At 60.4% G+C, this 26,284-nt stretch carries 23 protein-coding genes; 7 read left to right on the top strand and 16 right to left on the bottom strand.

The window, feature by feature from the left end; all coding sequences use genetic code 11:
- Nucleotides 1-16: 16 nt before the first annotated feature.
- Nucleotides 17-784 (bottom strand): triose-phosphate isomerase, encoded by a 768-nt coding sequence (tpiA, locus tag BVU99_RS07750; RefSeq protein WP_004931113.1) that lies wholly within the window; start codon nucleotides 782-784, stop codon nucleotides 17-19.
- A 127-nt stretch (nucleotides 785-911) separates the two neighbouring features.
- A complete protein-coding gene (locus tag BVU99_RS07745) occupies nucleotides 912-1,496 on the bottom strand; it encodes a DUF1454 family protein (protein WP_043140996.1) in 585 nt (194 codons plus the stop codon).
- Nucleotides 1,497-1,695: 199 nt separating this feature from the next.
- On the opposite strand from BVU99_RS07745, the gene BVU99_RS07740 reads away from it, so the two are divergent.
- The gene (locus BVU99_RS07740; RefSeq protein WP_043140990.1) at nucleotides 1,696-2,115 is read left to right on the top strand and encodes a DUF805 domain-containing protein; all 420 of its coding nucleotides are present in this window, start codon (nucleotides 1,696-1,698) and stop codon (nucleotides 2,113-2,115) included.
- 11 nt (nucleotides 2,116-2,126) lie between these two features.
- Here BVU99_RS07740 and fpr read toward each other — a convergent pair whose 3' ends face one another.
- Complete coding sequence (gene fpr / locus BVU99_RS07735; RefSeq protein ID WP_043140987.1) at nucleotides 2,127-2,873, bottom strand: ferredoxin--NADP(+) reductase; 747 nt, start codon at nucleotides 2,871-2,873, stop codon at nucleotides 2,127-2,129.
- Between the two features lie 3 nt (nucleotides 2,874-2,876).
- The gene (locus BVU99_RS07730; protein WP_043140982.1) at nucleotides 2,877-3,488 is read right to left on the bottom strand and encodes an HTH domain-containing protein; all 612 of its coding nucleotides are present in this window, start codon (nucleotides 3,486-3,488) and stop codon (nucleotides 2,877-2,879) included.
- Between the two features lie 297 nt (nucleotides 3,489-3,785).
- Between BVU99_RS07730 and emrD the strand changes: the two genes are divergently transcribed.
- Nucleotides 3,786-4,970, top strand: a complete 1,185-nt coding sequence (gene emrD / locus BVU99_RS07725; RefSeq protein WP_025304666.1) for a multidrug efflux MFS transporter EmrD — start codon at nucleotides 3,786-3,788, stop codon at nucleotides 4,968-4,970.
- 194 nt (nucleotides 4,971-5,164) lie between these two features.
- On the opposite strand, the gene glpX is transcribed toward emrD, so the two are convergent.
- From glpX to BVU99_RS07710, 3 genes are all read right to left on the bottom strand, one after another.
- The gene (gene glpX, locus BVU99_RS07720) at nucleotides 5,165-6,175 is read right to left on the bottom strand and encodes a class II fructose-bisphosphatase (RefSeq protein ID WP_025304665.1); all 1,011 of its coding nucleotides are present in this window, start codon (nucleotides 6,173-6,175) and stop codon (nucleotides 5,165-5,167) included.
- 131 nt (nucleotides 6,176-6,306) lie between these two features.
- A complete protein-coding gene (gene glpK, locus BVU99_RS07715) occupies nucleotides 6,307-7,815 on the bottom strand; it encodes a glycerol kinase GlpK (RefSeq protein ID WP_025304664.1) in 1,509 nt (502 codons plus the stop codon).
- Between the two features lie 42 nt (nucleotides 7,816-7,857).
- Complete coding sequence (locus BVU99_RS07710) at nucleotides 7,858-8,703, bottom strand: MIP/aquaporin family protein (protein WP_004931095.1); 846 nt, start codon at nucleotides 8,701-8,703, stop codon at nucleotides 7,858-7,860.
- Nucleotides 8,704-9,227: 524 nt separating this feature from the next.
- Between BVU99_RS07710 and zapB the strand changes: the two genes are divergently transcribed.
- Nucleotides 9,228-9,467, top strand: a complete 240-nt coding sequence (gene zapB / locus BVU99_RS07705; RefSeq protein ID WP_004931092.1) for a septal ring assembly protein ZapB — start codon at nucleotides 9,228-9,230, stop codon at nucleotides 9,465-9,467.
- A 60-nt stretch (nucleotides 9,468-9,527) separates the two neighbouring features.
- Here the strand turns inward: zapB and rraA are convergent, their stop codons facing one another.
- The 7 genes from rraA to priA form a co-directional block, all read right to left on the bottom strand.
- Entirely contained in the window at nucleotides 9,528-10,013 is a 486-nt protein-coding gene (gene rraA, locus BVU99_RS07700; protein ID WP_004931090.1) for a ribonuclease E activity regulator RraA, read from the bottom strand.
- A 75-nt stretch (nucleotides 10,014-10,088) separates the two neighbouring features.
- Nucleotides 10,089-11,006, bottom strand: a complete 918-nt coding sequence (locus BVU99_RS07695) for a 1,4-dihydroxy-2-naphthoate polyprenyltransferase (RefSeq protein ID WP_015379416.1) — start codon at nucleotides 11,004-11,006, stop codon at nucleotides 10,089-10,091.
- 96 nt (nucleotides 11,007-11,102) lie between these two features.
- Nucleotides 11,103-12,437 carry an HslU--HslV peptidase ATPase subunit gene (hslU, locus tag BVU99_RS07690; protein ID WP_025304663.1) on the bottom strand — a complete coding sequence of 445 codons (1,335 nt, stop codon included), beginning with the start codon at nucleotides 12,435-12,437 and terminating at the stop codon, nucleotides 11,103-11,105.
- A gap of 12 nt (nucleotides 12,438-12,449) precedes the next feature.
- Nucleotides 12,450-12,980, bottom strand: coding sequence for an ATP-dependent protease subunit HslV (gene hslV / locus BVU99_RS07685; RefSeq protein WP_004931085.1), 531 nt, complete (start codon nucleotides 12,978-12,980; stop codon nucleotides 12,450-12,452).
- 102 nt (nucleotides 12,981-13,082) lie between these two features.
- Entirely contained in the window at nucleotides 13,083-14,015 is a 933-nt protein-coding gene (ftsN, locus tag BVU99_RS07680) for a cell division protein FtsN (RefSeq protein WP_099817562.1), read from the bottom strand.
- A 65-nt stretch (nucleotides 14,016-14,080) separates the two neighbouring features.
- Complete coding sequence (gene cytR, locus BVU99_RS07675; RefSeq protein WP_025304661.1) at nucleotides 14,081-15,109, bottom strand: DNA-binding transcriptional regulator CytR; 1,029 nt, start codon at nucleotides 15,107-15,109, stop codon at nucleotides 14,081-14,083.
- Nucleotides 15,110-15,400: 291 nt separating this feature from the next.
- Complete coding sequence (gene priA, locus BVU99_RS07670; RefSeq protein WP_049205326.1) at nucleotides 15,401-17,596, bottom strand: primosomal protein N'; 2,196 nt, start codon at nucleotides 17,594-17,596, stop codon at nucleotides 15,401-15,403.
- A 200-nt stretch (nucleotides 17,597-17,796) separates the two neighbouring features.
- On the opposite strand from priA, the gene rpmE reads away from it, so the two are divergent.
- A complete protein-coding gene (gene rpmE, locus BVU99_RS07665; RefSeq protein WP_004931078.1) occupies nucleotides 17,797-18,012 on the top strand; it encodes a 50S ribosomal protein L31 in 216 nt (71 codons plus the stop codon).
- Between the two features lie 77 nt (nucleotides 18,013-18,089).
- Here the strand turns inward: rpmE and metJ are convergent, their stop codons facing one another.
- A complete protein-coding gene (gene metJ / locus BVU99_RS07660; protein WP_006317756.1) occupies nucleotides 18,090-18,407 on the bottom strand; it encodes a met regulon transcriptional regulator MetJ in 318 nt (105 codons plus the stop codon).
- A 304-nt stretch (nucleotides 18,408-18,711) separates the two neighbouring features.
- Here metJ and metB point away from each other — a divergent pair, with 304 nt between their 5' ends.
- The 3 genes from metB to metF all read left to right on the top strand — a co-directional run bounded on the left by metB (nucleotide 18,712) and on the right by metF (nucleotide 23,436).
- On the top strand, nucleotides 18,712-19,872 hold the full coding sequence (gene metB / locus BVU99_RS07655) for a cystathionine gamma-synthase (protein WP_025304659.1): 1,161 nt from the start codon (nucleotides 18,712-18,714) through the stop codon (nucleotides 19,870-19,872).
- A 2-nt stretch (nucleotides 19,873-19,874) separates the two neighbouring features.
- Complete coding sequence (locus BVU99_RS07650) at nucleotides 19,875-22,310, top strand: bifunctional aspartate kinase/homoserine dehydrogenase II (RefSeq protein WP_043140969.1); 2,436 nt, start codon at nucleotides 19,875-19,877, stop codon at nucleotides 22,308-22,310.
- Nucleotides 22,311-22,539: 229 nt separating this feature from the next.
- Entirely contained in the window at nucleotides 22,540-23,436 is an 897-nt protein-coding gene (gene metF, locus BVU99_RS07645; RefSeq protein ID WP_004931071.1) for a methylenetetrahydrofolate reductase, read from the top strand.
- Nucleotides 23,437-23,543: 107 nt separating this feature from the next.
- Here the strand turns inward: metF and ppc are convergent, their stop codons facing one another.
- A complete protein-coding gene (gene ppc, locus BVU99_RS07640) occupies nucleotides 23,544-26,180 on the bottom strand; it encodes a phosphoenolpyruvate carboxylase (protein WP_025304657.1) in 2,637 nt (878 codons plus the stop codon).
- Nucleotides 26,181-26,284 lie beyond the last annotated feature (104 nt).

Here is a 26,284-nt window from a genome sequence, read left to right as displayed (position 1 = left end):
GGCAAGCCTAGGGCAATCAGGCTTTTTTTGCTGCGGCAGCGGCTTTGACGATCACGGCGAAAGCGTCGGCTTTCAGCGAGGCGCCGCCAACCAGCGCGCCGTCGATGTCCGGCTGGGAGAACAGCTCTGCGGCGTTCTTGTCGTTCACCGAACCGCCGTACTGGATGATGATTTCAGCGGCAACCGCGGCATCGTGTTTGGCGATGTGATCGCGGATAAATTTGTGCACGGCCTGTGCCTGTGCAGGGGTCGCGGATTTGCCGGTACCGATGGCCCAGACCGGTTCATAGGCGATCACGGTGCCTTTCATCGCCGGTGCGCCCAGCGTTTTCAGCACGGCGTCGATCTGGCGCGCGCACACTTCTTCAGTTTTGCCCGCGGCGTTTTCCGCTTCGGTTTCACCGATGCACAGTACCGGGATCAGGCCGGCTTCTTTCAGCACGGCGAATTTCTCGGCGATCACTTCGTCGCTTTCTTTGTGGTAGGTACGACGCTCGGAGTGGCCGATGATGATGTACTGGGCACCGACGTCTTTCAGCATGTTGGCGGAAACTTCACCGGTGAAGGCGCCGGACAGGTTAACGTCCACGTTCTGCGCGCCCAGCGCGATGCGGCTGCCGGCCAGCGCGTGCTTGGCCTGATCCAGATACATCACCGGCGGGGCGATGGCGACGCCACAGCCGTCAACGCTGCTCAGCTCATTGCGCAGACCGGCGATCAGTTCGTTGACCATGTGAGTGCTGCCGTTAAGCTTCCAGTTACCCATAACTAATGGATGACGCATGTTTTTTCCTCCAACTAGGGAACGCGAGAGTCGAAATGACAACTGCCGGACCGGCAGTTTACCTGCCCAACAGTATAGAGATCATTAAGCGCGAAGGCTTTGCTTTTCGTCATTAAATGCCGCGCCGTTACGGCTCGGAAAGCGCTAGCTTAATCGGTTCAACCGCGAAGGTTACGCCTTTATCGCCGTTGTCCGAGACGACATAACGAATGGCGCCGACCTGCTGTTGGTAAAAGCGCGATCCTTTGCCTTTTTCCAGCAGGCTGTTCACCTTGTTCTGGCTCTGCTCCACCGTCAACGCCGGTTCGAACTGGCGCATCAGCGCCGCCATGTAGTTGATGGCGATGGCGCGCGCGGCTTTTTCTTCATTGGCCTGCTGCAGCGGCAGATGAGTGATCTGCAACGTTTTGATTTTACCGGTGCCTTTCTCCAGCGCGGTGGAGGCATACAGGTTTTCGTTGAGTTTACTGGCGGCGCGCGTCAGCAGCGGCGAATCGTCTTCGGTGGCCGGAATGGCGCGGAATTCGCCAATCGGCAGCTTCGGGTTGTCGCGATTGTATTTTTCGCGGAATTTGACCACCGTCAGATCGAACGTCGGCGCCCCGGCCAGCAGGTAAGGTGCGGCGGGTGCTGCATCGGCGGGCGGCGGATCGGCCCAGGCGCTGGCGGCGGCCTGCAACAGGCAGGCGATGACGAGGGTTTTTCTCAGCATGGCGTATGGCATCAAGGACAAAGATGGCTCCGATTAAAGCGATAACTCGCGGGCCTTGTCAAAGATCCCACGCCATTATCGGTTCGCTGACGAGAAAGCTGTGCGGCGCACCGCGTTATGCGAGGCGGAAAACTCGGCCCGGCAGCGCCTATGTTACACTGCGGCGCAGAATATGGGCAGGCTTAGAGCGCAGGAATCGATGACGTTACAACAGTGGTGTTTTTCTTTTAAGGGTCGCATCGGGCGGCGCGACTTCTGGATCTGGATGGGGCTGTGGTTGGTGCTGATGGCGGCGGCGTTTACGCTGGCCAATTATCAGCTGATCGCCATCCAATCCATCGCCTTCTTTATCGTGGCGCTGCTGTGGCCGACGGCGGCGGTGCTGGTCAAACGCCTGCACGATCGCAACAAGGCCGGCTGGTGGGCGCTGCTGCTGATCCTGGCGTGGATGCTGGCGGCAGGGAACTGGCAGATGCTGGCGCCGATCTGGCAATGGGGCGTCGGACGTTTCATTCCGACGCTGATTATCGTGATGATGATGATCGATCTGGGTGCCTTCGTCGGCACGCCGGGGAGCAATCGGTTCGGCCCGGAAGCCGAACCGGTGAAGTTCCGCTGACCCTCGCCGGGTTACCAGTAGTGCTCGCTGGTGATGTGGCCCGGTTTGCGGCGCAGGTGTTTGCGCATTTGGCGGTGGTCTTTCAGCGTTTGCTGGGTGTCCCGCACCATTTGCGGGTTGCCGCACAGCATCACGTGGCTGGTTTCGGCGTCGATGGTCAAGCCGGTCGCCGCTTCCAGCCGGCCGTCCTCGATCAGCGCCGGCACGCGGCCGGTCAGTGAGCCGGGCGTTTCTTCGCGGCTGACGACGGTCTGGATGCGCAGCTTGCCGTTGTAGCGTTGCTGCAGTTGCTGCATCAGCGGCAGGTAGCTCAGGTCGCGCGCGAAACGCGCGGCGTGCACCAGCACCAGGTTGTTAAAGCGCTCCAGTCCGATGCCCTGCTGCAGAATCGATAAATAGGGGCCGATGGCGGTGCCGGTCGCCAGCATCCACAGCGTGTCGCAATCGGGCACTTCGTCCAGCACGAAGAAGCCGGCCGCTTCTTTGGTCACCATTACATCCGACCCCGGCCGTAGCTGATTGAGGCGCGGGCTCAGTTTGCCTTCCGGCACCGTCACCAGATAGAACTCCAGGTTGGCGTCGTCGGGGGCATTGACGTAGGAGTAGGCGCGTTGCACCCGTTCGCCGTCGATCTCCAGCGCCAGTTTGGCGAATTGCCCGGCGGTGAAAGGATCGATGGGGGCATTGACCACCAGGCTGAACAGCCCGTCGGTCCATTGTTTTACCTGCGTAACTTTGCCGTTTACCCATTCAGCCATACTCTAAAGCTCCCGTGGTCGAATCAAATAAGCACAATGTCGTGAGCCGGAAATGGCGTGCGCGGTGCGCTCTACCCGGTAGTTGTTGCCGAACAGGCGATGAAACAGCTGCAGTTCGGAATTGCACAGGCTGCTGCAGTTGGAACCGGCCACGCCGATCGGACAGTGGTTTTCCACCAGTAGCGCACCGTGCGGATGGTCGAGCAATTCTGCCATGTAACCGTCGTGTTGCCGCAGACGCACTAGGCGGGTTAACCGGTCCTGATGGCTGCGTTCGGCGGACAGCTCTTCGGTGTAACGCAGATAAAGCTGCTCTTCGCGCGCGCTGAGCAACGGTTCCACGCCGGCGCCGCCAAACAGCTGCAGCGCGGATGCCCGCAGCCGCTCCTGATCGGCGGCCACATAGGCGTGCCCCCGTTCGGTCAGCGACCAGTAGCGCGTCGGGCGGCCGACCTTGCTGCGCGCTTCTTCGTAACAAACCAACTCACGTTTTTCCAGGGATTGCAGATGTTGTCGGATGCCCATCGGCGTGATGTCCAGACGCTCCGCCAGCATTTTGGCCGAGTGCGGGCCGAGAGCCTTTAACTGCAATAAAATCAGCTCAGGTGTTTTCATGAACCAAATCCCTATGGTGTTATTTTATTTCAAGTTGATGAAAATAATTATCGATTAAATGCTAAAGCCCGGCTACTGCAAGGGCGCTATTTTTAACTCCAAAGCGTTAGACGTACAGTTTAATTTACGAGCCTGGTCGGGTTTGCTGCCAGTGTGACCTGGATCAATATCTGCCTGAAACTCGCTAAAAAAATCAGATTTGATTAGTTTATGCCGCCATAGAGGGCTGCTCGCCGTTCTGGCTGCTGCAACGGCCATACCGGGACGCTGTGACGAGTTGAAACGTTAACGAAGATAATGAGAAAACTAGAGAATTTTCACCTGCTGGTGATGCTTATCCTGTTGGTTGCCGTCGGCCAGATGGCGCAAACCATTTATGTTCCCGTGATTGCTGATATCGCCCACGATCTGTCGGTTCGTACCGGCGCCGTGCAACGGGTGATGGCGGCGTATCTGCTAACCTACGGTTTCTCCCAGCTGATTTACGGGCCAATATCGGATCGTATTGGGCGTCGTCCGGTGATCCTGACGGGTATGATGATCTTCCTGGTTGGCGCGCTGGGCGCGTTGCTGTCCACCAACCTGACGATGCTGGTCGCCGCCAGCGCCATCCAGGGGATGGGCACCGGCGTGGCGGGCGTGATGGCGCGCACCATGCCGCGCGATCTGTATGCCGGCACCGCGCTGCGCTATGCCAACAGCCTGCTGAACATGGGGATTTTGGTCAGTCCGCTGCTGGCGCCGGTGATCGGCGGCGCGCTGGCAATGGTGTTCGGCTGGCGCGCCTGTTACGCCTTCCTGCTGGCGCTGTGCGCCTGCGTCGCCTTCGCGATGTTCCGATGGTTGCCGGAAACCCGCCCGGTGCAAACTGAAAAACGCCGCATGCTGGCCAGTTTCCGCCAGCTGCTGAGCGACAGCACCTTCAGTTGCTATCTGGTGATGCTGATCGGCGCGCTGGCGGGGATTGCGGTATTTGAAGCCAGCTGCGGCGTGTTGATGGGTGGCGTGTTGGGGCTGAGCGGCCTGACCGTCAGCATCCTGTTCATTCTGCCGATCCCGGCGGCGTTTTTCGGTGCCTGGTACGCCGGGCGCGACGGCAAAACCTTCCACACCCTGATGTGGCATTCGGTGCTGAGCTGTCTATTGGCGGGAGCGATGATGTGGATCCCGGGCTGGTTCGGCGTGATGAATATCTGGACGCTGATCGTGCCGGCTGCATTGTTCTTCTTCGGCGCCGGCATGCTGTTCCCGCTGGCGACCACCGGGGCGATGGAGCCGTTCCCTTACCTGGCCGGCGCGGCGGGCGCGTTGGTGGGCGGTATGCAGAACATGGGGTCCGGTCTGGCGACCTGGCTTTCCGCCATGCTGCCGCAAACCGGGCAGTTCAGCCTCGGATTGCTGATGTTCGCGATGGCGCTGTTGATCCTGCTGTGCTGGTGGCCGCTGTCCAACCGGATGCAGCATCAGGGACACACCGCATAACGACAGGGCGCCATTCGGCGCCCTCATACCGTTGACAAAAGGGAGAAAAAGCGTGGTTTTTCTCCCCTTTGTGGCTATTAGCCGAAAATCAATAAATTGATTTTCCTTGTTTTCTATTCGCTGCTCTCTGCCAACCCGGCAAGGGCATGAGGTTTGCCATCAATCATCAGGGCGCCATTCGGCGCCCTGTTTCGTTACAGCAGAAACTCGTGCAGCGCCGGGTCTTTGCGATCCAGATAGTGGGTTGAACGGATGCGGCGGATGGTGCGCGACTTGCCGCGGATCAGCAGGGTTTCGGTCGTGGCCATGTTGCCCTGGCGGCTGATGCCCTCCAGCAGATCGCCCTTGGTGATGCCGGTGGCGGAGAAGATCACGTTGTCGTTGCGCGCCATCTGATCCAGACGCAGCGCCTGACCGGCTTCGATACCCATTTCCCGGCAGCGCGCCAGCTCCTGTTCGCCGATGCGGCGGTTTTCGGCGCTGTCGCCTTTCACCTTATGGCGCGGCAGCAAACGCGCCTGCATGTCGCCGTCCAGCGCGCGGATCACTGCGGCTGAGATCACCCCTTCCGGCGCGCCGCCGATGCCGTACATCACATCGACCTCGCTTTCCGGCATGCAGGTGAGAATGGAGGCCGCCACGTCGCCGTCAGGAATGGCGAATACCCGCACGCCCAACTGCTGCATCTGCGCGATGACGCCGTCGTGGCGCGGTTTGGCCAACACGATGACCGTCAGCTGTGACAGCGGTTTGCTCAGCCGCGCGGCGACGTTCCGCAGGTTCTCCGCCAGCGGCAGATTGAGATCGATGGCGCCGCGCGCCGCCGGGCCGACCACCAGCTTCTCCATGTACATGTCCGGCGCGTGCAGGAAGGTGCCGCGATCGCCCACCGCCAAGACCGCCAGTGCGTTGGATTGGCCCATGGCGGTCATGCGGGTGCCTTCGATCGGATCAACAGCGATGTCGACCGCGTCGCCCTGGCCGCTGCCGACCTGTTCGCCGATATACAGCATCGGCGCTTCGTCGATCTCGCCTTCGCCGATCACGATGCGCCCATCGATGTCCACTTTGTTGAGCATGATGCGCATGGCGTGGACCGCCGCACCGTCGGCGGCGTTCTTGTCGCCGCGTCCCAGCCATTTGTAGCCCGCCAGCGCAGCGGCTTCGGTAACGCGGGAAAATTCGATGGCTAATTCACGTTTCATGGCAAACCTGTCTGTGAGAAAGGGAAGAAAATATCGGCAAAGTCTATCACAGCGCGGCGCCGGCGGGGCGGGGCAAAAAAAAGCGCTGCCCGCAGGCAGCGCAATTTGGGGGGGTAACGGCAAGGCTGGGTTTAGTCGTGATCTTCCCACGCCTGCGCGCGTGCCACCGCTTTTTTCCAGCCGCTGTAGCGGTAGTTGCGTTCGGTGGTTTCGATGCTTGGGCGGAATTCGCGCTCAATCACCGCTTTGCTCTTCACCTCATCCAGATCGTTCCAGTAGCCGATGGCCAGGCCCGCTAGGAACGCGGCGCCCAACGCCGTCGATTCACGCACTTCAGGGCGCTCTACGCGGGTGCCGAGGATATCGGACTGGAACTGCATCAGGAAGTTGTTGGCGACCGCACCGCCGTCCACGCGCAGCGATTGCAGGCGGGTGTTGGCGTCGGCCTGCATGGCGTCCAGCACGTCGCGAGTCTGGAAGGCGATGGATTCCAGCGTGGCGCGGATGATGTGGTTGCTGTTGGCGCCGCGGGTCAGGCCAAAGATGGCGCCGCGGGCATACGGATCCCAGTAGGGCGCGCCCAGGCCGGTGAAGGCCGGCACCACGTAGACGCCGTTGCTGTCTTTCACTTTGGTGGCGAAATATTCGGAGTCGGCGGCGTCGCTGATCAGTTTCAGCTCGTCGCGCAGCCACTGGATAGACGCACCGCCGATGAACACCGCGCCTTCCAGCGCATAGTTCACTTCGCCGCGCGGGCCGCAGGCGATGGTGGTCAGCAGACCGTTTTTCGAGCGCACCGCTTCTTTGCCGGTGTTCATCAGCAGGAAGCAGCCGGTGCCGTAGGTGTTCTTCGCCATGCCCGGTTGAACGCACAGCTGGCCGTACAATGCCGCTTGCTGGTCGCCGGCGATACCGGCGATAGGAATACGCGTGCCGCCCTTACCGCCGATGTTGGTCTGGCCGTACACCTCGGAGGAAGGACGGACTTTCGGCAGCATGGCGCGCGGGATATCCAGCACTTCCAGCATGCGCTCGTCCCAGTCCAGCTCGTGGATGTTGAACATCATGGTACGTGAGGCGTTGGTGTAATCGGTGACGTGTACGCGCCCCTGGGTCATCTTCCACACCAGCCAGGTATCGACGGTGCCGAACAGCAGTTCGCCGCGTTTGGCGCGCTCGCGGGCGCCTTCGACGTTGTCCAGGATCCACTTCACCTTGGTGCCGGAGAAGTACGGGTCAACCACCAGGCCGGTGTTGTGACGGATGTACTCTTCCAGGCCGTCGCGTTTGAGCTTCTCACAGATGTCGGCGGTACGGCGGCACTGCCAGACGATGGCGTTGTAGACCGGCTTGCCGGTCTCTTTTTCCCAGACGATGGTGGTTTCGCGCTGGTTGGTGATGCCGATGCCGGCGATCTGATCGGAATTGATGTCGGCTTTCGCCAGCACTTCTACCAACGTCGAGCTTTGCGACGCCCAGATTTCCATCGGGTCGTGCTCAACCCAGCCGGCCTTTGGATAGATCTGCGGGAATTCGCGCTGCGATACCGCAACGATGTTGGCGTCGTGATCGAGCACGACGGCGCGTGAGCTGGTGGTCCCTTGGTCGAGTGCGACAATGTATTTTTTTTCTACAGTCATGGTAATTATCCTGCTGTTGTTAACCGTGTAAAACTGCACCCATCACGCTTTGCGCTGCTGGGTCTTGGCGTCGGGCTCTTCTTCCGTCACGCAGACGTCGCACGGCAGGTGGCGGCCAATCAGCGCGCGGTAACCGAAAGCGCCCAGGCCACAGCCGACGATAGGAGCGAAGATCGGCACCAGGAAGTATGGGATGTCGCGTGCGCCGGTGAAGGCGACTTTGCCCCAGCCGGCCAGGTAGGCGAACAGTTTCGGGCCGAAGTCACGCGCCGGGTTCAACGCAAAGCCGGTCAATGGTCCCATGGAGGCGCCGATCACGGCAATCAGAATACCGATCAGCAGCGGTGCCAGCGGGCCGCGCGGAATGCCGTTGCCGTCGTCGGTCAGCGCCAGGATCAGGCACATCAGGATTGCCGCGATCACCATTTCTACCAGGAAGGCCTGGCCGACGGAGATGTGCGCGTTAGGGTAAGTCGAGAAGATGCCGGCCAGTTCGAGGCTTTCGTTGCTGCCGCGCACCATGTGGTGCGCCGCTTCGAAGTCGAAGAACAGGTTGTAGTACAGCCCGTAAACCAGGGCGGCGGCGCAGAAGGCGCCGGCGATCTGCGCAATGATGTAAGGCACCACTTTGCGCCCGTCGAAGCAGGCGAACAGCCACAGGGCGAGGGTGACCGCCGGGTTGAGATGCGCGCCGGAAATGGCGGCGGTCAGATAGATGGCCATGGCGACGCCGAGGCCCCAAATGATGCTGATTTCCCACTGGCCGAAGCTGGCGCCCGCCAGTTTCAGTGCGGCAACGCAGCCTACGCCAAAGAAGATCAGCAGCGCCGTGCCGAGGAACTCGGCGATGCACTGGCCTTTTAATGTCGGACTGGTGGTTTGGCTCATAATGTTGGTGTCCTGCAAAACGGCGGTTGTTGGTTTATAGGCTCAGTTGGGTAGAGATCCGGCCTATGGGCACAGTTTTTTTCATCTCGTCCAATTATTGAATGAGGACGTGATGTAAATTTATCGTTAACGAACATAAACGAGAAATAGCGAAATCAAAATGTGTGTGGCGCGTCATAAAATTGAGCGATTTCGCGTCGTTTAGTGTTCTTTCTGAGCCATAAAAGTGTGATCTGACCAGTGGTTTGGTGAGGGTTGTTAACAACTCGCGGCGATGATGGTGGGGATTTTCAGTTTTTACTGATGGTGAGGGCAGGAAAATTGCAACAGACTGCGCGATGATCCGGTATGTTGCTAGACAGGCGGAGACTGGCTACTTACAATCGTTTTTAACGAATCGAGACTGGCGCGCCTTCCGTAACGGCGCGCGTCACTGAGCGCGATGCAATATTCGCAGTAGCTGCAGCCGACGTTGCGGCCGCTACTTATAGATGTACGCCTTGCTATCATGAGGGGACTGAAGCATGTCATTTGAAGTATTTGAGAAACTGGAAGCAAAAGTACAGCAGGCGATTGATACCATCACCTTGTTGCAGATGGAAATTGAAGAGCTGAAAGACAAAAACAACTCTCTGTCGCAGGAAGTTCAGGCTGCCTCCGGCAACCACGAAGCGCTGGTGCGCGAAAACCAACAGCTGAAAGAAGAACAGCACGTATGGCAAGATCGCCTGCGCGCGCTGCTGGGCAAAATGGAAGAGGTCTGATTCCTCACGCCATGCAGCAACGAAAAGGGCGCCTCAGGCGCCCTTTTTCATGTCCGAAAATCACTCGATGTCGAGCGGGTCTTCGGAGAGGATGATGCCGGTGTTGTCGGCATACAGGTGATCGCCGGAGAAGAAGGTGACGCCACCGAAGTTGACGCGGATATCGCTTTCGCCCACGCCTTCGCTTACGGCACCCGCCGGGATCGCCGCCATCGCCTGAATGCCGATGTCGAGTTCTTCCAGATCGTCCACCTGGCGCACCGCGCCGTACACCACGATGCCTTCCCATTCGTTCTGGGCGGCCAGGCGCGCCAGTTCGGCGTTGATCAGCGCCCGGCGAACCGAACCGCCGCCGTCGACCAACAGCACGCGGCCGCGGCCGTTTTCTTCAAGCAGATCGAATAACAGGCCGTTATCCTCAAAGCATTTCACCGTGGTGATCTGCCCGCCAAATGAAGTACGCCCGCCAAAATTGGAGAACAGAGGTTCAACAACGTTCACCTCTTCATGATAGATGTCGCAAAGTTCGGAAGTATCGTATTTCATAGGATTTTACGTCTGTTTGCCGCAGGAATGTTCAGTATATCCCTTTATTCGCCCTGTTGGCAAAATCATCAGTTTTTAACTGAGCGCCACGCCGATGGCGAACAGCAGGTTGGCCAGCAACGCCGCCTTGACCATGTGCTCCAGCATCGGCCGCATGCCGACCGGCGTCGGATCGCGCAGCACGCGCAGGCCGTGGCGCACCAGCAGCGGGATCGCCAGCACGAACAGCCAACCCCACGGACTGTGGAGGTTGAACAGCGTAAACAGCGCGAAACACAGCACCGCGCCGCCGAGCAGCAGGGCATGGTAAATGCGCGCCTTGTGCGGGCCGAGACGCACCGCCAGCGTATTCTTGCCGTTTTCGCGATCGCTCTCGATATCGCGCAGATTGTTGATGTTGAGCACCGCCGTCGCCAGCAGGCCGCAGGCGGTGGCCGGCAGCATCACGACGCTGTCGAAGGTGTGCGTTTGCAAATAGTAGGTGCCGGCCACGCTCAGCCAGCCGAAGAACACCAGCACCGAGATGTCGCCCAGCCCCAAATACCCGTAGGGTTTGTTGCCGACGGTGTAAGTGATCGCCGCCACGATAGACAGCCCGCCCAGCACCAGGAAGCCCACCACGTCGCTGGGTTGCTCGCAGGCGACGGCGATCAGCGAACAGCCGGCGAGGGCGATCAGCACCACCGTCACCACCAGCGCCCGCTTCATCTGCGCCTGGGTGATCATGCCTTTTTGCATGCCGCGCAATGGCCCGATGCGATCTTCTTTGTCGCTGCCTTTGACCGCATCGCCGTAGTCGTTCGCCAGGTTGGAGAGGATCTGCAGCAGACCGGCGGTCAACAGCGCCAGCAGCGCCACTTCAGGTTTCAGGCTGCCGTGCCAGGCGGCGATCGCCGAGCCGACCACGATGGAGGCAAAGGCCAACGGCAGGGTGCGGGGGCGTAGACTTTCCAGCCAGGCGGAAATCGGGGTGGTGGAGGTTGATGAGCTCATGTTTCGCTTCTGTCAGTAAGTTGCGGTGTCCGTTAGAAATAATTGTGGGAGGCAATGCCTCCCACACAGATGACTGACAAGACAATGATTGAGCGATTATAGGATAAAACGACTCAAATCTTCATCCGCCACCAGTTCATCCAGATGACTGCGCACGTAATCCGCATCAATTGTAATGGATTGGCCATTAATTTCACTCGCATCGTAGGAAATATCTTCCATCAGACGCTCCAGCACGGTGTGCAGACGACGCGCGCCGATGTTCTCGGTGCTTTCGTTGACCTGCCACGCGGCTTCGGCGATGCGGCGGATGCCGTCGGCGGTGAACTCGATATTGACGCCTTCGGTGCCCATCAGCGCTTTGTACTGTTCGGTCAGCGATGCGCTCGGCTCGGTCAGGATGCGCTCGAAGTCTTCGGTAGTCAGCGCCTGCAGCTCAACGCGGATCGGCAGACGGCCCTGCAGTTCTGGGATCAGATCCGACGGATTGGCGGTCTGGAACGCACCGGAAGCGATGAACAGGATGTGGTCGGTCTTCACCATACCGTGCTTGGTGGATACGGTGCAGCCTTCCACCAGCGGCAGCAGATCGCGTTGCACGCCTTCGCGCGAGACGTCCGGGCCGGAGCTCTGGCCGCCGCGCTTACAGATTTTGTCGATCTCATCGATAAACACGATGCCGTGCTGTTCAACCGCTTCGATCGCCTGCTCTTTCAGCTCTTCCGGGTTCACCAGCTTGGCGGCTTCTTCTTCCACCAGCAGCTTGAAGGCTTCTTTGATCTTCACCTTGCGCGGTTTTTGCTTCTGGCCGCCGAGGTTCTGGAACATCGACTGCAGCTGGTTGGTCATCTCTTCCATGCCCGGAGGCGCCATGATTTCCACGCCCATCGGCGCCGCGGCCAGATCGATTTCGATCTCTTTGTCATCCAGCTGGCCTTCGCGCAGCTTCTTGCGGAATGCCTGGCGGGCGGCGGACGGCTCCTGATGCTCTTCCGGCTGGCCCCAGTTGTTCTTGGCCGGCGGGATCAGCACGTCGAGAATGCGCTCTTCGGCCAACTCTTCGGCACGGGTGCGGTTTTTCTCGATCGACTGCATACGCACCATTTTGATGGCGGCATCGGTCAGATCGCGGATGATGGAGTCCACTTCTTTGCCCACATAGCCCACTTCGGTGAACTTGGTGGCTTCAACCTTGATGAACGGCGCGTTGGCCAGCTTCGCCAGACGACGGGCGATTTCGGTTTTACCGACGCCGGTCGGGCCGATCATCAGAATGTTTTTCGGGGTCACTTCGTGGCGCAGCATCTCGTTGAGCTGCATCCGGCGCCAGCGGTTGCGCAGGGCAATGGCGACAGCGCGTTTGGCCTTGTTTTGGCCAATGATATAGCTGTCCAGTTCGCTGACGATCTCGCGCGGGGTCATTTCAGACATGGTATTCGATCCTTACGCTTTGGAAGGCAATTCTTCAATGGTGTGGAAATGGTTGGTGTAAATACAGATGTCACCGGCGATGTTGAGGGATTTCTCAACGATATCGCGGGCGCTCAGCTCGGTATTTTCCAACATGGCGCGGGCGGCGGCCTGAGCGTACGGGCCGCCGGAACCGATGGCGATCAGATCGTTTTCCGGCTGCACCACATCGCCGTTGCCGGTGATGATCAGCGAAGCGGTTTCATCAGCGACTGCCAGCAGCGCTTCGAGCTTGCGCAACATGCGGTCGGTGCGCCAATCTTTCGCCAGCTCGACGGCGGCTTTCACCAGGTGGCCCTGATGCATTTCCAGTTTGCGTTCAAACAGTTCAAACAGCGTGAAGGCGTCAGCGGTGCCACCGGCGAAACCGGCGATCACTTTGTCGTTATACAGGCGACGCACTTTCTTGACGTTACCCTTCATCACCGTATTACCCAGGGTTGCCTGGCCATCACCACCGATGACGACCTGGCCGTTGCGGCGTACGCTTACAATTGTTGTCACGAGCAGACCCTCGTTAAAGACGGAAAGAAGTCCCCGCAGCGCCTGCTTTCGCAGACGCTACGAGGCATATTGAGAGTATAGATGGGGGGGGATTGACGCTTTTCAACCCCCAACGGAGAGGGGAATGCAACTCGACATGCCGACGCCCTTCAGGCGTGAAAGGGTTTTATCCGCTGCTGCGCGGCTGCTGTAGGGGCCGAGCACCACGCGATTCCAGCCGCCGCCGGCGGTGATGCGGCTCTCGATGCCTTCGAACGCCAGGCGTGCACGCACGGATTCAGCCTGATCGGTGGCGCGGAACGAACCGCATTGCACCATCCACTTCTGTTTCGATTCCGGCTTGGTTTCCTGCTTGGCCGTTTCCTGTTTCACTTCCGGTTTCGGCTCCGGCTTCGGTTGCGGCTTCGGCTCAGGCTGTTTCGCCTGCACCGGCGGTGGGGTGACCGGCTTCGGTTGCTGGTGCTGCTGCACCGGCGCGGTGGTGGCTCCGTTGTTGAACGGGTTGCGCGGCGCCTGGGTAACCTGCTGCTGTTGCTGTACCGGCTGCTGTTGCATTTGCGGTTGTTGCATCTGCTGCTGGCGGTTACTGCGCGCGTTGACCTGGCCCGGATCGTTATACGGCACTTCGTTCAGCTGCGTCGGACGCTGCTGCATGTCTGCCTGCATCTGCTCCAGCAACTGCCGCTGTTCGGCGGTCAGCTGAGTTTTGGAATTGAGCTCGCCGCCGGCCGTCGGTTCGGTCGGTGTTTGCACGCCGATCTGCCGGTTTTCCAGCTCTTTGATGTAGCGCCAGCGCTCTTCCGGCTTCGGCGGCAGGCCGTTGCCGGGGCGCGTGGTGTGCGCAGGCAACAACGGCGCGTCTTCCGGCTTGTTGTGGGTAATGAAATAGAGGCCACCGACAAAGATAACCAGTAACGCGGCGGCTAACGCCAGCACGGTTTTGGAAACCTTCGGAGAACTGCGTTTTTTACGGCTGGGGGTTTTACGCTTAGCTCCTGCTGCGCGCCCACGGCTTACATAGTCTTTTTGTGCCACTATTATTCCGCTGTGTCCTGATGAGAGGATAAGTCCGTCATGTTACTGAACCCTAAAATATTTGACTAGCGTTTCGGGGCAGCGGTGCTGCCTCTGATAATCAATTCACTGTCCAACAGCCGGGAGCCGCTGGCCACCGTCTGGCCGTTCAACTGCTCCAACAGCAATAACATCGCCTGTTGGCCTATCTGGAAACGCGGTTGCGCCACCGTGGTCAGCGGCGGATCGCAATATTGCGCCAGCTTGAGGTCGTCAAAGCCGACGATCGACAGATCCTGCGGTACCCGCAGCCCCATTTTCTTCGCCTGGGACAGCACGCCGATTGCCATGACATCGCTGTGGCAGAACACCGCCGTCGGCGGTTTCGGCTGAGCCATCAACTGGGTCAGCGCTTGCGCGCCGGCTTCGTAGGTAAAATCACCCCGGGTAATATAGCTGCTTTCGACGGTAATGCCATTACGACGTAGCGCTTGAACGTAACCCTGTAGCCGATAATGGCTCAGCGGCATCTGTTCCGGCCCGGCGACGCAGGCGATCTGCCGGTGGCCCAGTTGATGCAAATAATGCACGGCTTCAAAGGCGGCGGTCAGGTTGTCGATATGCACCGTCGGCAGTTCCAGCTCGGGCGCGAACTCGTTGGCCATCACCATCGGCGGCAGGTTGCGCTGCTCTTCCTTGCTGGCGTCGAACGGCAGGTTAGAGCCCAGCAGCAGCATGCCGTCGATCTGTTTGGTGATGATCAGATTGACGAAGGTGCGTTCTTGCTGGTTTTGCTGCGCGCAGTCGCCGATCAGCACCAGATAGCCTTGTTGGGCGGCGGTCTGTTCGATCCCCTGGATCACATCGGCGAAAAACGGATCGCAGATGTCGGGCACGATCACCAGGATAGTGCGAGATTCGTTGCGTTTGATATTGCGTGACAGAGCATGAGGAGAATAACCCACGGCCAGCACGGCCTGTTCTACTTTCTGGCGCGTTGGCGTCGACACCTTTTCCGGGTTCATCAGCGCACGCGATACGGTAGCCGTTGAAACGCCCGCCATTTCGGCGACGTCTTTCATGGTCGCCATGGATAACTCTTTCTTGTGTTCCAACGCCTTTCTCCTTGCGTCAGCCCCATGCCGACGCCACTACTGCTGTTTGCTCACAATGTCCGGCATGCGGTGGCGGGATTGTTGTCATTGAGCGCCACTCGCGTTCGGGCACTCCGTCGCGCTGCGATGTGGCGACAAAATTTGCCCTCGCAGACATTCTAAACAGAATACGCCCCGCCTTTGTTACCTAATTTGCATAAAAAATGTGACCTGAGAAGGTTTTTTAGCGTTCGCTCGCAATTTCAAGGGTAAACGTTTGCACTGCCGCAGCTAAATCGGACTTTTCCGGGATCAGCTGTCGATCGGATCGACATCCAGCGTCCATTTCACCTTGCGCGTTTGCGGCAGAGTGCCGATCAGCGGCAGCGAGCTTTTCATCAGCTGTTGCAGGACGCGCCGCGTCGGATGTTGCAGCAACAGCTGCCAGCGGAAACGGCCGCCGCGTTTCGACTGCAGCGCCGGCACCGGGCCCATCACCCACAGCGAGTCGTCCTTCAGCGGGCTGGCTTCCAACAGATTGCGCAGCTGCTGCAAGAACAACGGGGCCTGCTGGTTGTCGTGATCTTCGGCGCGCACGATGATGTGGCTGGTGTAAGGCGGCAGAAACACGCTGTTGCGCTCCGCCAGCGTCTGTTTGGCGAAGGCGTCGTAACCCTGTTGCAGCAGCACCTGCAGCAGCGGGTGCTCCGGATGGTGGGTTTGCAGCAGCACTTCACCCTGTTTGCCCGCGCGGCCGGCACGCCCGGAGACCTGGGTATACAGCTGAGCGAAACGCTCGGCGGAGCGGAAGTCGGCGGAGAACAGCGCGCCGTCCACGTCCAGCAACGCCACCAGCGTGACGTCGGGAAAATGGTGGCCTTTGGCGAGCATCTGTGTGCCGATCAGAATGCGCGCTTCGCCGCGATGAATATCCGCCAGGTGTTGCTCCAGCGATCCTTTGCGGCTGGTGGTGTCACGATCGATGCGGGTGATCGGCGTGTCGGGGAACAGCGGCGCCAGCTCATGCTCCAGCTGTTCGGTGCCGACGCCGACCGACACCAGATGGGTGGAGCCGCACTGTGGGCACTGGTGCGGCACCGGTCGCTGGCTGTCGCAGTGGTGGCAGCGCAGCTGACGCTGATGCTGGTGGAAGGTGTAGTAGTGATCGCAGCGCTGGCACTCGGCGATCCAACCGCACTCGTGGCACAGCAGCGCCGGGGCGTAACCGCGGCGGTTGAGGAACAGCATCACCTGGTTGCCGGCTTTTAAATGGTGCTGCATGCTTTTCAAAAGCGGTTGCGACAGGCCGACCTTCAGCGGCAGCCCTTTCAGATCGATCAGGTGCTGCGCCGCCGGTTTGGCGTTGCCCGCGCGCTGGGTGAGCTTCAACTGGCGATATTTGCCCAGTTGCACGTTGTGCAGCGTTTCCAGTGCCGGCGTGGCGGAGCCCATCACCATCGGGATGTCTTCTTCCCGGGCGCGGAACACCGCCAGATCGCGGGCGTGGTAGCGCCAGCCTTCCTGCTGTTTATAAGAGCTGTCGTGCTCTTCGTCGATGATGATCACGCCCAGCTGCCGGAATGGCGTGAACAGCGCCGAACGGGTGCCGATGACGATGGCGGCTTCGCCGCTGCGCGCGCGCAGCCAAACCGCCAGCCGCTCGCTGTCGTTCAACCCGGAGTGCAGCACGTCCACCGGCGCGTTGAAGCGCTCGCGAAAGCGGGCGATGGTTTGCGGCGTCAGGCCGATTTCCGGCACCAGCACCAGCGCCTGTCGGCCTTTGGCCAGTACGTTTTCCAGCACGCTGAGGTACACCTCGGTCTTGCCGGAGCCGGTCACCCCGGCCAGCAGCCAGGCGGCGAACTGCTCATCCTCGCTTCTGATCGCCCCGACGGCGGTAGCCTGTTCGGTGTTCAGCCGCAGCCGCTCGCCGAGCACCGCGAAGTTGGGGCGCCAGTCGTGCGTATCCGCGACCTGAGCGCGCAGATCGATCAGCCCTTTGGCGCGCAGTGCCTGCAGGGCGCTTTCCGTCAGCTCCAGCTGGCTGACCTGGTGGCGATAGACCGGGCGTTGCAGCAGCGCCGCCAGCGCCTGCTGCTGTTTCGGCGCGCGTTTCAGGCTTTCGGGCGGGGTGGCACGCCCCTCTTCGGTGGCGAACCATTGCCACAGCGGTGCGGCCTCGGCCGGTTTGCCTTGCCGCAGCAGGATCGGCAGCGCGTGAAACAGCACTTCGCCGATGGGGTAGTGATAGTAATCGCTGGCCCAGCGCAGGATGCGCCACAGGCTGGGGGAGAACAGCGACTCGGCGTCTATCACGCTGTCGATCGGTTTGAGCTTATCCAGCGGCAGTTCGCTGGTGTCGCTGCAGCCGGTGACGATGCCGATCGCATGCTGCCTGCCCCAGGGCACGCCCACGCGCGCGCCGGCCACCGGCTGCATGCCGGGCGGCAGCAGATAGTCGAAGGTGCGGGCGAGGGGGACCGGTAAGGCAACGTGTACGACGGGCATGATCTCATCCAAATTGAAAAAAAGTGGGCATCAGTTTACACGGCGCATCGGCAAATGTACGGTTCCGATTGCGCGCCTCGGCTAATGCTGTATAATTTGCCGCCTTTGGTATAATTCGATACCAAAATTCTATTATCAACCACGTGTGGTGTCTGGCGAAACAGGGCTGGATAGCGACACGGCCTTAACTGAGGTTTCCCATGAAACAAGGTATCCACCCAAAATACGAAGAAGTTACTGCTAACTGCTCTTGCGGTAACGTGATGAAGATCCGCTCCACCGTGGGCCACGATCTGAACCTGGACGTTTGTGGCGCATGCCACCCGTTCTACACTGGCAAGCAGCGTGACGTTGCTACCGGTGGCCGCGTTGACCGCTTCAACAAGCGTTTCAGCGTACCAGGCGCTAAGAAATAAGATTTCTTATCGTCCGATGAAAAAGGCGCCTTGGGCGCCTTTTTTCGTTTCTGCCGCCGGCGTTCGCCGGGCGGTTCTCAATATTCCCAGGTATCGGGATCGACACCCAGTTCGCGCATCAACACTTTTGCGGCTTCCGGGATTTCATCGCTGCGCTCTTTGCGCAGGTCTTCATCGTTCGGCAGCGGCTGGCCGGTAAAGGCATGCAGAAACGCTTCGCACAGCAGTTCGCTGTTGGTGGCGTGGCGCAGGTTGTTCACCTGGCGACGGGTCCGTTCGTCGGTGAGGATTTTCAGGACCTTCAGCGGAATGGATACCGTGATCTTTTTGACTTGCTCGCTTTTTTTACCGTGTTCAGCGTAAGGGCTGACATACTCGCCGTTCCACTCAGCCATGGGACACCTTAACTTTGTCAGAAAAATTACAAAATTCTAAAAACCGGCCAATTATGCCCGATCTTCACTGTTCTCACTAAATAAATGTCAATTTTACGCGACCAGGGTCACTGAATGCCCCGCTTCGGTCAGGCATTGCCGCTTAACATCTTATCGTCATGTCATATCGGCATAATTTTAGCGGGTATTGTGTCATTGCTCAATCTATACGCAAAGAAGTTTAGATGTCCAGATGTATTGACGTCTATCAATCCTGCGATTACTCTTTAGGCCTCATTCACCGAACCGAGAGCCGAGCGAGACCATGACGCGTAAACCAGCCACGATTGCCGTACGCAGCGGCCTGAACGATGACGAACAGTACGGCTGCGTCGTCCCGCCGATTCATCTGTCCAGCACCTATAACTTTACCGACTTCAACCAACCCCGAGCCCATGACTACTCGCGCCGCGGCAACCCCACGCGCGACGTGGTGCAACGTGCGTTGGCGGAGCTGGAAGGCGGTGCCGGCGCGGTGATGACCGGCAGCGGGATGTCGGCGATCCATCTGGTGACCACTGTGCTGCTGAAGCCCGGCGATCTGCTGGTGGCGCCGCACGACTGCTACGGCGGCAGCTATCGGTTGTTCGACAGCCTGAGCAAGCGCGGCGCCTATCGCGTGCTGTTCGTCGATCAGGGTAATGAAGCCGCCCTGCAGCAGGCGCTGGCGCAAAAGCCGAAGCTGGTGCTGATTGAAAGCCCCAGCAATCCGCTGCTGCGGGTGGTGGATATCGCGGCGATCTGCGCCGCCGCGCACGCGGCGGGCGCGTTGACGGTGGTGGACAACACCTTCCTCAGCCCGGCCCTGCAACAGCCGATCGAACTCGGTGCCGATCTGGTGGTCCATTCTTGCACCAAATACCTGAATGGGCATTCGGACGTGGTGGCCGGCGCGGTGATTGCCAAAGATCCCGAGCTGGCGGTCGAATTGGCTTGGTGGGCGAACAATATCGGTGTAACCGGCGGTGCGTTCGACAGCTATCTGCTGCTGCGCGGCATGCGCACGCTGTCGCCGCGCATCAAGGCGGCGCAGCAAAACGCCGAAGCGATTGTCGGTTATTTACAGCAGCAACCGCTGGTGAAAAAGCTGTATCATCCCTCCCTGCCGGAAAATCCGGGGCATGAGATCGCCCGCCGGCAGCAGCGTGGTTTCGGCGCGATGCTGAGTTTTGAACTGGACGGCGATGAAGCGGTGCTGCGCCGTTTTCTCTCTGCCCTTGAGCTGTTTACTCTGGCAGAATCGCTGGGCGGCGTAGAAAGCCTGATCTCGCATGCAGCGACCATGACCCACGCCGGCATGGCGGCGGAGGCGCGGGCAGCGGCCGGCATCTCCGAGAGCCTGCTGCGCATTTCCGTGGGTATTGAAGACAGTGAAGATTTGATTGCCGATCTGGAACGCGCTTTCCAGGCGGCGGCAACGAGGTAAGCATGAATGCAATTGCTGTAGCAGGGCCGGTGAGCGGGCGTCAACTGCACAAGTTTGGCGGCAGCAGTCTGGCGGATGTGAAGTGTTATCTGCGTGTGGCCGGGATTATGGCGGAATACAGCCAGCCGGGCGACATGATGGTGGTATCGGCCGCCGGCAGTACCACCAACCAGTTGATCAACTGGCTGAAGCTCAGCCAGAGCGATCGCCTGTCTGCGCACCAGGTGCAGCAGACGTTGCGTCGTTATCACAGCGATCTTATCAGCGGCCTGTTGCCGCCGGAAAGCGCCGAGCCGCTGATCGCCGAGTTCATTCAGGATCTGGAACGTCTGGCGGTGCTGCTGGACGGTAAAGCTGACGAGGTGTGCTATGCCGAAGTGGTCGGGCACGGCGAGATCTGGTCGGCGCGCCTGATGGCGGCGGTGCTCAACCACCTGGATATGCAGGCGGCCTGGCTGGATGCGCGTGATTTCCTGCGCGCCGAACGCGCCGCGCAGCCGCAGGTGGATGAAGGCCGTTCTTATCCGCTGCTGCAGCAATTGTTGGCTCAACATCCGGGCAAGCGCCTGGTGGTGACCGGCTTCATTTCGCGCAACGACGCCGGGGAAACCGTGCTGCTGGGGCGCAATGGCAGTGATTACTCTGCCACTCAGGTCGGCGCGTTGGCCGGCGCTGCGCGCGTCACCATCTGGAGCGACGTGGCCGGGGTTTACAGCGCCGATCCGCGCAAGGTGAAAGACGCCTGCCTGCTGCCGCTGCTGCGTCTGGACGAAGCCAGCGAGCTGGCGCGTCTGGCTGCGCCGGTGTTGCACACCCGTACCCTGCAGCCGGTCTCCGGCAGCGATATCGATCTTCAGCTGCGCTGCAGCTACCAGCCGGAGCAGGGCTCGACGCGCATCGAGCGCGTATTGGCGTCCGGCACCGGCGCCAAGATTGTCACCAGCCACGATGACGTGTGCCTGATTGAGCTGCACGTCGCCGCTCAGCATGACTTCAAACTGGCGCAGAAAGAGTTGGATCTGGTGCTCAAACGCGCGCAGATCAAACCGCTGGCGGTGGGCATCCATCCTGACCGCAATCGGGTGCAGCTGTGCTACACCTCCGAGGTGGTCAACAGCGCACTGGCGATCCTGCAGGCCTCGGCGCTGCCAGGCGAGCTGCACCTGCGCGAAGGGTTGGCGCTGGTGGCGATGGTCGGCGCCGGGGTGTGCAAGAACCCGCTGCACAGCCACCGTTTCTATCAGCAGCTGAAAGATCAGCCGGTCGAGTTTATCTGGCAGGCGGAAGATGGCATCAGCCTGGTGGCGGTATTGCGCCAGGGGCCGACCGCGCTGCTGATTCAGGGGCTGCACCAAAGCCTGTTCCGCGCTGAGAAGCGCATCGGTCTGGTGCTGTTCGGCAAGGGCAACATCGGGTCGCGCTGGCTGGAGCTGTTCGCCCGTGAACAGACCAATATCTCCGCGCGCAGCGGCTTCGAATTTATCCTGGCGGGGGTGGTGGACAGCCGCCGCAGCCTGCTGAACTATGACGGGCTGGACGCCAGCCGCGCGCTGGCATTCTTTGAGGACGAAGCGCAGGAGCTGGATGAAGAATCGCTGTTCCTGTGGATGCGCGCGCACCCGTTCGACGATCTGGTGGTGCTCGACGTGACCGCCAGCGAAGAGCTGGCCGGGCAGTATCTGGATTTCGCCAGCTACGGTTTTCACGTGATCAGCGCCAACAAGTTGGCGGGGGCCTCGTGCAGCGACAGCTATCGCCAAATACGCGACGCCTTCGCCAAAACCGGCCGCCACTGGCTGTATAACGCTACCGTCGGTGCCGGCCTGCCGGTCAACCACACGGTGCGCGATCTGCGCGACAGCGGCGACAGCATTCTGGCGATCAGCGGCATCTTCTCCGGCACGCTTTCCTGGCTGTTCCTGCAGTATGACGGCACGGTGCCGTTCACCGAGCTGGTGGATCAGGCCTGGCAGCAGGGGCTGACCGAACCGGATCCGCGGGTCGATCTCTCCGGCCAGGACGTGATGCGCAAGCTGGTGATCCTGGCGCGCGAGGCGGGCTACGACATCGAGCCGAACCAGGTGCGGGTCGAGTCGCTGGTGCCGGCGGGCTGCGAGCTGGGCTCCGTCGATCAGTTCTTCGAGAACGGTGAGGCGCTGAATCAGCAGATGCAGCAGCGCTTTGAGGCCGCCAGCGAAATGGGCCTGGTGCTGCGTCACGTGGCGCGTTTCGACGCCAACGGCAAGGCGCGGGTCGGCGTGGAAGCGGTGCGCCCTGAGCATCCTCTGGCCTCGCTGCTGCCGTGCGACAACGTGTTTGCCATCGAAAGCCGCTGGTATCGCGATAATCCGCTGGTGATCCGCGGGCCGGGCGCCGGCCGCGACGTGACCGCCGGCGCGATCCAGTCAGACCTTAACCGGTTGGCACAGCTGCTTTAATCTTCTGCGGGCGCGGGCTCACCGCGCCCCTTTGCTTTTCCTGCCATACTTATCCCTGCCGCCGTCATGAAATTCTCTCGTTGAGCGGGTGAGGATTAATCATCTTATTCCCCTCATTTTCCTGTTGACTCTTTAGCCAACATGCGGCATTTTCTATCTAGACGTCTAAACGTATAGACGCTCATCAAGATGAAATAAAAACAGTGATCGATAAAGAGGTGAGCAGGGTATGAGTTTTTTCCACGCAAACCAGCGGGAAGCGCTGAATCAGAGTCTGGCGGAGTTGAACGGCCAGATTAACGTATCATTCGAGTTCTTCCCGCCACGCACCAGCGAGATGGAAGAGACCCTGTGGCAGTCGATCGATCGTCTGAGCATCCTCAAACCTAAATTCGTTTCCGTCACCTACGGCGCCAATTCCGGCGAGCGCGATCGCACCCACAGCATCATCAAGGGGATCAAGGAGCGCACCGGCCTGGAGGCGGCGCCGCACCTGACCTGCATCGACGCCAGCCCGGCGCAGCTGCGCGACATTGCGACCGATTACTGGAACAGCGGCATCCGCCATATCGTGGCGCTGCGCGGCGATCTGCCGCCGGGCGGCGGCAAGCCGGACATGTACGCGACCGATCTGGTGGCGTTGCTGAAAGACGTGGGTGACTTCGACATTTCCGTCGCCGCCTACCCGGAAGTGCACCCGGAGGCGAAAAGCGCCCAGGCCGATTTGATTAACCTGAAACGCAAGATCGATGCCGGCGCCAGTCGCGCAATTACCCAGTTCTTCTTCGACGTTGAGAGCTATCTGCGCTTTCGCGACCGCTGCGTTGCCGCCGGTATCGATGTGGAAATCGTGCCGGGCATTCTGCCGGTGTCCAACTTCAAGCAGCTACAGCGCTTTGCCACCATGACCAACGTGCGGGTGCCAAGCTGGATGACCAGCATGTTCGAAGGGCTGGACGACGATGCGGAGACCCGCAAAATGGTCGGCGCCAACATCGCCATGGACATGGTGAAGATCCTGAGCCGCGAAGGGGTAAAAGATTTCCACTTCTATACCCTGAACCGCGCCGAGATGAGCTACGCCATCTGCCACACGCTGGGCGTGCGCCCGGTGGCCGCCGCCTGACAGGCTTGTTCCATTGAAAAAGGGCGTCGCTTTACCGCGGCGCCCTTTTTTTGTGGGGGAAAGGCATAAAAAAACGGCCCCGATAAACGGGGCCGCGATGAGGCTCACTAGCCGGTGTTGCGCATCCCGGCGGCGACGCCGGCGATGGTGACCATCAGCGCCTGCTCGACGCGGGCGTCCGGTTGCTCCTGCTGACGAGAACGGTGCAGCAGTTCAGCCTGCAAGACGTTCAGCGGGTCGGTGTAAACGTTGCGCAGCGCGATGGATTCAGCGATCCACGGCAGGTCTTCCATCAGGTGCGCATCGTTGGCGATGGTCAGCACCACCTTGATGTCGCTTTCCAGCTGATCGCGCAGCTGTTGACCCAGCGGCCACAGTGCTTTATCCACCAGGCGCTGATCGTAGTATTCCGCCAGCCACAGGTCGGCTTTGGCGAACACCATTTCCAGCATGGCGATACGGGTGGAGAAGAACGGCCAGTCGCGACACATCGCTTCCAGCTCCGCCTGTTTGCCGGCTTTCACCGCTTCCTGCAATCCGGCGCCGGCGCCGAGCCAGGCCGGCAGCATCAGGCGGTTCTGCGTCCAGGCGAAGATCCACGGAATGGCGCGCAGGCTCTCTACGCCGCCGTTCGGCTTGCGCTTGGCCGGGCGTGAACCCAGCGGCAGTTTGCCCAGCTCCAGCTCCGGCGTGGCCGCGCGGAAGTAAGGCACAAAGTCCGGGTTTTCACGCACGTAGCCGCGATACATCCGGCAGGAGGTCTCGGACAGATCGTCCATCAGCGCCCGCCATTCTTTCTTCGGTTCCGGCGGCGGCAGCAGGTTGGCCTCGAGGATCGCGCCGGCATACAGCGCCAGGCTGCTGATGGTGACTTCCGGCAGGCCGAACTTGAAGCGGATCATCTCGCCCTGTTCGGTGACGCGCAGGCCGCCCTTCAAGCTGCCCGGCGGCTGAGACAGCAGAGCCGCATGCGCCGGTGCGCCGCCGCGGCCGATGGAGCCGCCGCGGCCGTGGAACAGCGTCAGCGCTACGCCGGCCTTTTCACAGGTTTTGATCAGCGCGTCCTGCGCGCGGTACTGCGCCCAGGAAGCGGCCATCACGCCGGCGTCTTTCGCCGAGTCGGAGTAACCGATCATCACCATCTGTTTGCCCTGGATGAAGCCGCGATACCAGTCGATGTTCAGCAACTGGGTCATCACGTCGTCGGCGTTGTTCAGGTCGTCGAGGGTTTCGAACAGCGGGGCGACCGGCAGCGCGAACGGGCAGCCGGCCTCCTTCAGCAGCAGGTGCACCGCCAACACGTCGGAAGGCGTGCGCGCCATCGAAATCACGTAGGCGGCGATCGAACCCTGCGGCGCTTCGGCGATCACCCGGCAGGTTTCTAGCACTTCCTGCGTATCGGCGCTCGGTTGCCATTTCAGCGGCACCAGCGGGCGTTTGGAGTTCAGTTCGCGGATCAGGAACGCCTGCTTATCGGCTTCCGACCAGCTTTCATAATCGCCCAGCCCCAGATAGCGGGTCAGCTCGGCGATGGCTTCGGTATGGCGGGTGCTTTCCTGGCGCACGTCGATACGCACCAGCGGCACGCCGAAGCAGCGCACGCGGCGCAGGGTATCCAGCAGTTGACCATTGGCGATGATGCCCATGCCGCAGGCCTGCAGCGACTGGTAGCAGGCATACAGCGGCTCCCACAACTGCTCGTTGTTCACCAGCAGGTCGTGCGGTTTCAGCACGCGCTCGCCCTTCAGGCGACCTTCCAGATAGGCCTGGGAGCTCATCAGCTGGCTGCGCAACTGCTTCATGATTTCGCGGTAAGGCTCCTGCACCTCATCGCCGCCGGCGCGGGCGCGCAGCTCCGGGGTGCACTCGGTCATCGACAGCTCGGAGACCAGTACCTGAATATCGCGGGTAAACAGGTCGCAGGCTTTCCAGCGGCTGAGCAGCAGCACATGGCGGGTAATTTCGGCGGTGACGTTCGGGTTGCCGTCGCGATCGCCGCCCATCCAGGAAGTGAAGCGCACCGGCACCGCTTCTACCGGCAGGCTGTAATCGATGGAGTTTTCCAACTGTTCGTTGAATTCGCGCAGGAACGCCGGCACGCCTTCCCACAGGCTGTTTTCAACGACGGCAAAACCCCATTTGGCTTCGTCGATCGGAGAAGGGCGGTGTTTGCGAATTTCATCGGTGTGCCACGACTGGGCTACCAGCTGACGCAGGCGGCGCATGATCTTGTTGCGCTCGTAGTCGGCCAGATCGTTGTGATCGAGCTGGCTGAGGCAGGTGTTGACCTCCACCAGCTTGTGGATCAGGGTGCGGCGGGTGATCTCCGTCGGGTGCGCCGTCAGCACCAGCTCGATGGAGAGTTGCGACACCGCGTGCTGCAGCTCTTTGTCGCTGAGCTTTTTGTCTTTGAGGCGGCTGAACAGTTGAGCCAGCGCTTCCGGATTGCTGGCGGCTTCGCCGTTGGGCGAAATGCTGTGGTACTGCTCGGCGACGTTGGTCAGGTTGAGGAACTGGCTGAAGGCGCGCGCCACCGGCAGCAGCTCGTCGTTGGACAGGTTCTGCAGGGTGGAGAGCAGCTCCTGGCGATGCGCTTCGTTGCCGGCGCGTGAGGATTTGGAAAGCTTACGGATGGTCTCAACGCGATCGAGAATATGCTCGCCCAGCGCTTCTTTGATGGTATCGCCGAGCAATTTGCCGAGCATACTGACATTACTGCGCATTGCCGAATATTGTTCGTTCATATAACCCCTGACCCAGTTCTGTATGATTTTTATCTTGTAAATAAATTTCACGCGTCAGGCGCAGACCGCCTGCCTGATCACATCGCGTTCCTGTCCAATCGTCA

Source organism: Serratia sp. OLAL2 (assembly GCF_002752475.1).
Lineage (GTDB): Bacteria > Pseudomonadota > Gammaproteobacteria > Enterobacterales > Enterobacteriaceae > Serratia > Serratia bockelmannii.
This window is presented reverse-complemented; position numbering and strand designations above follow the sequence as displayed.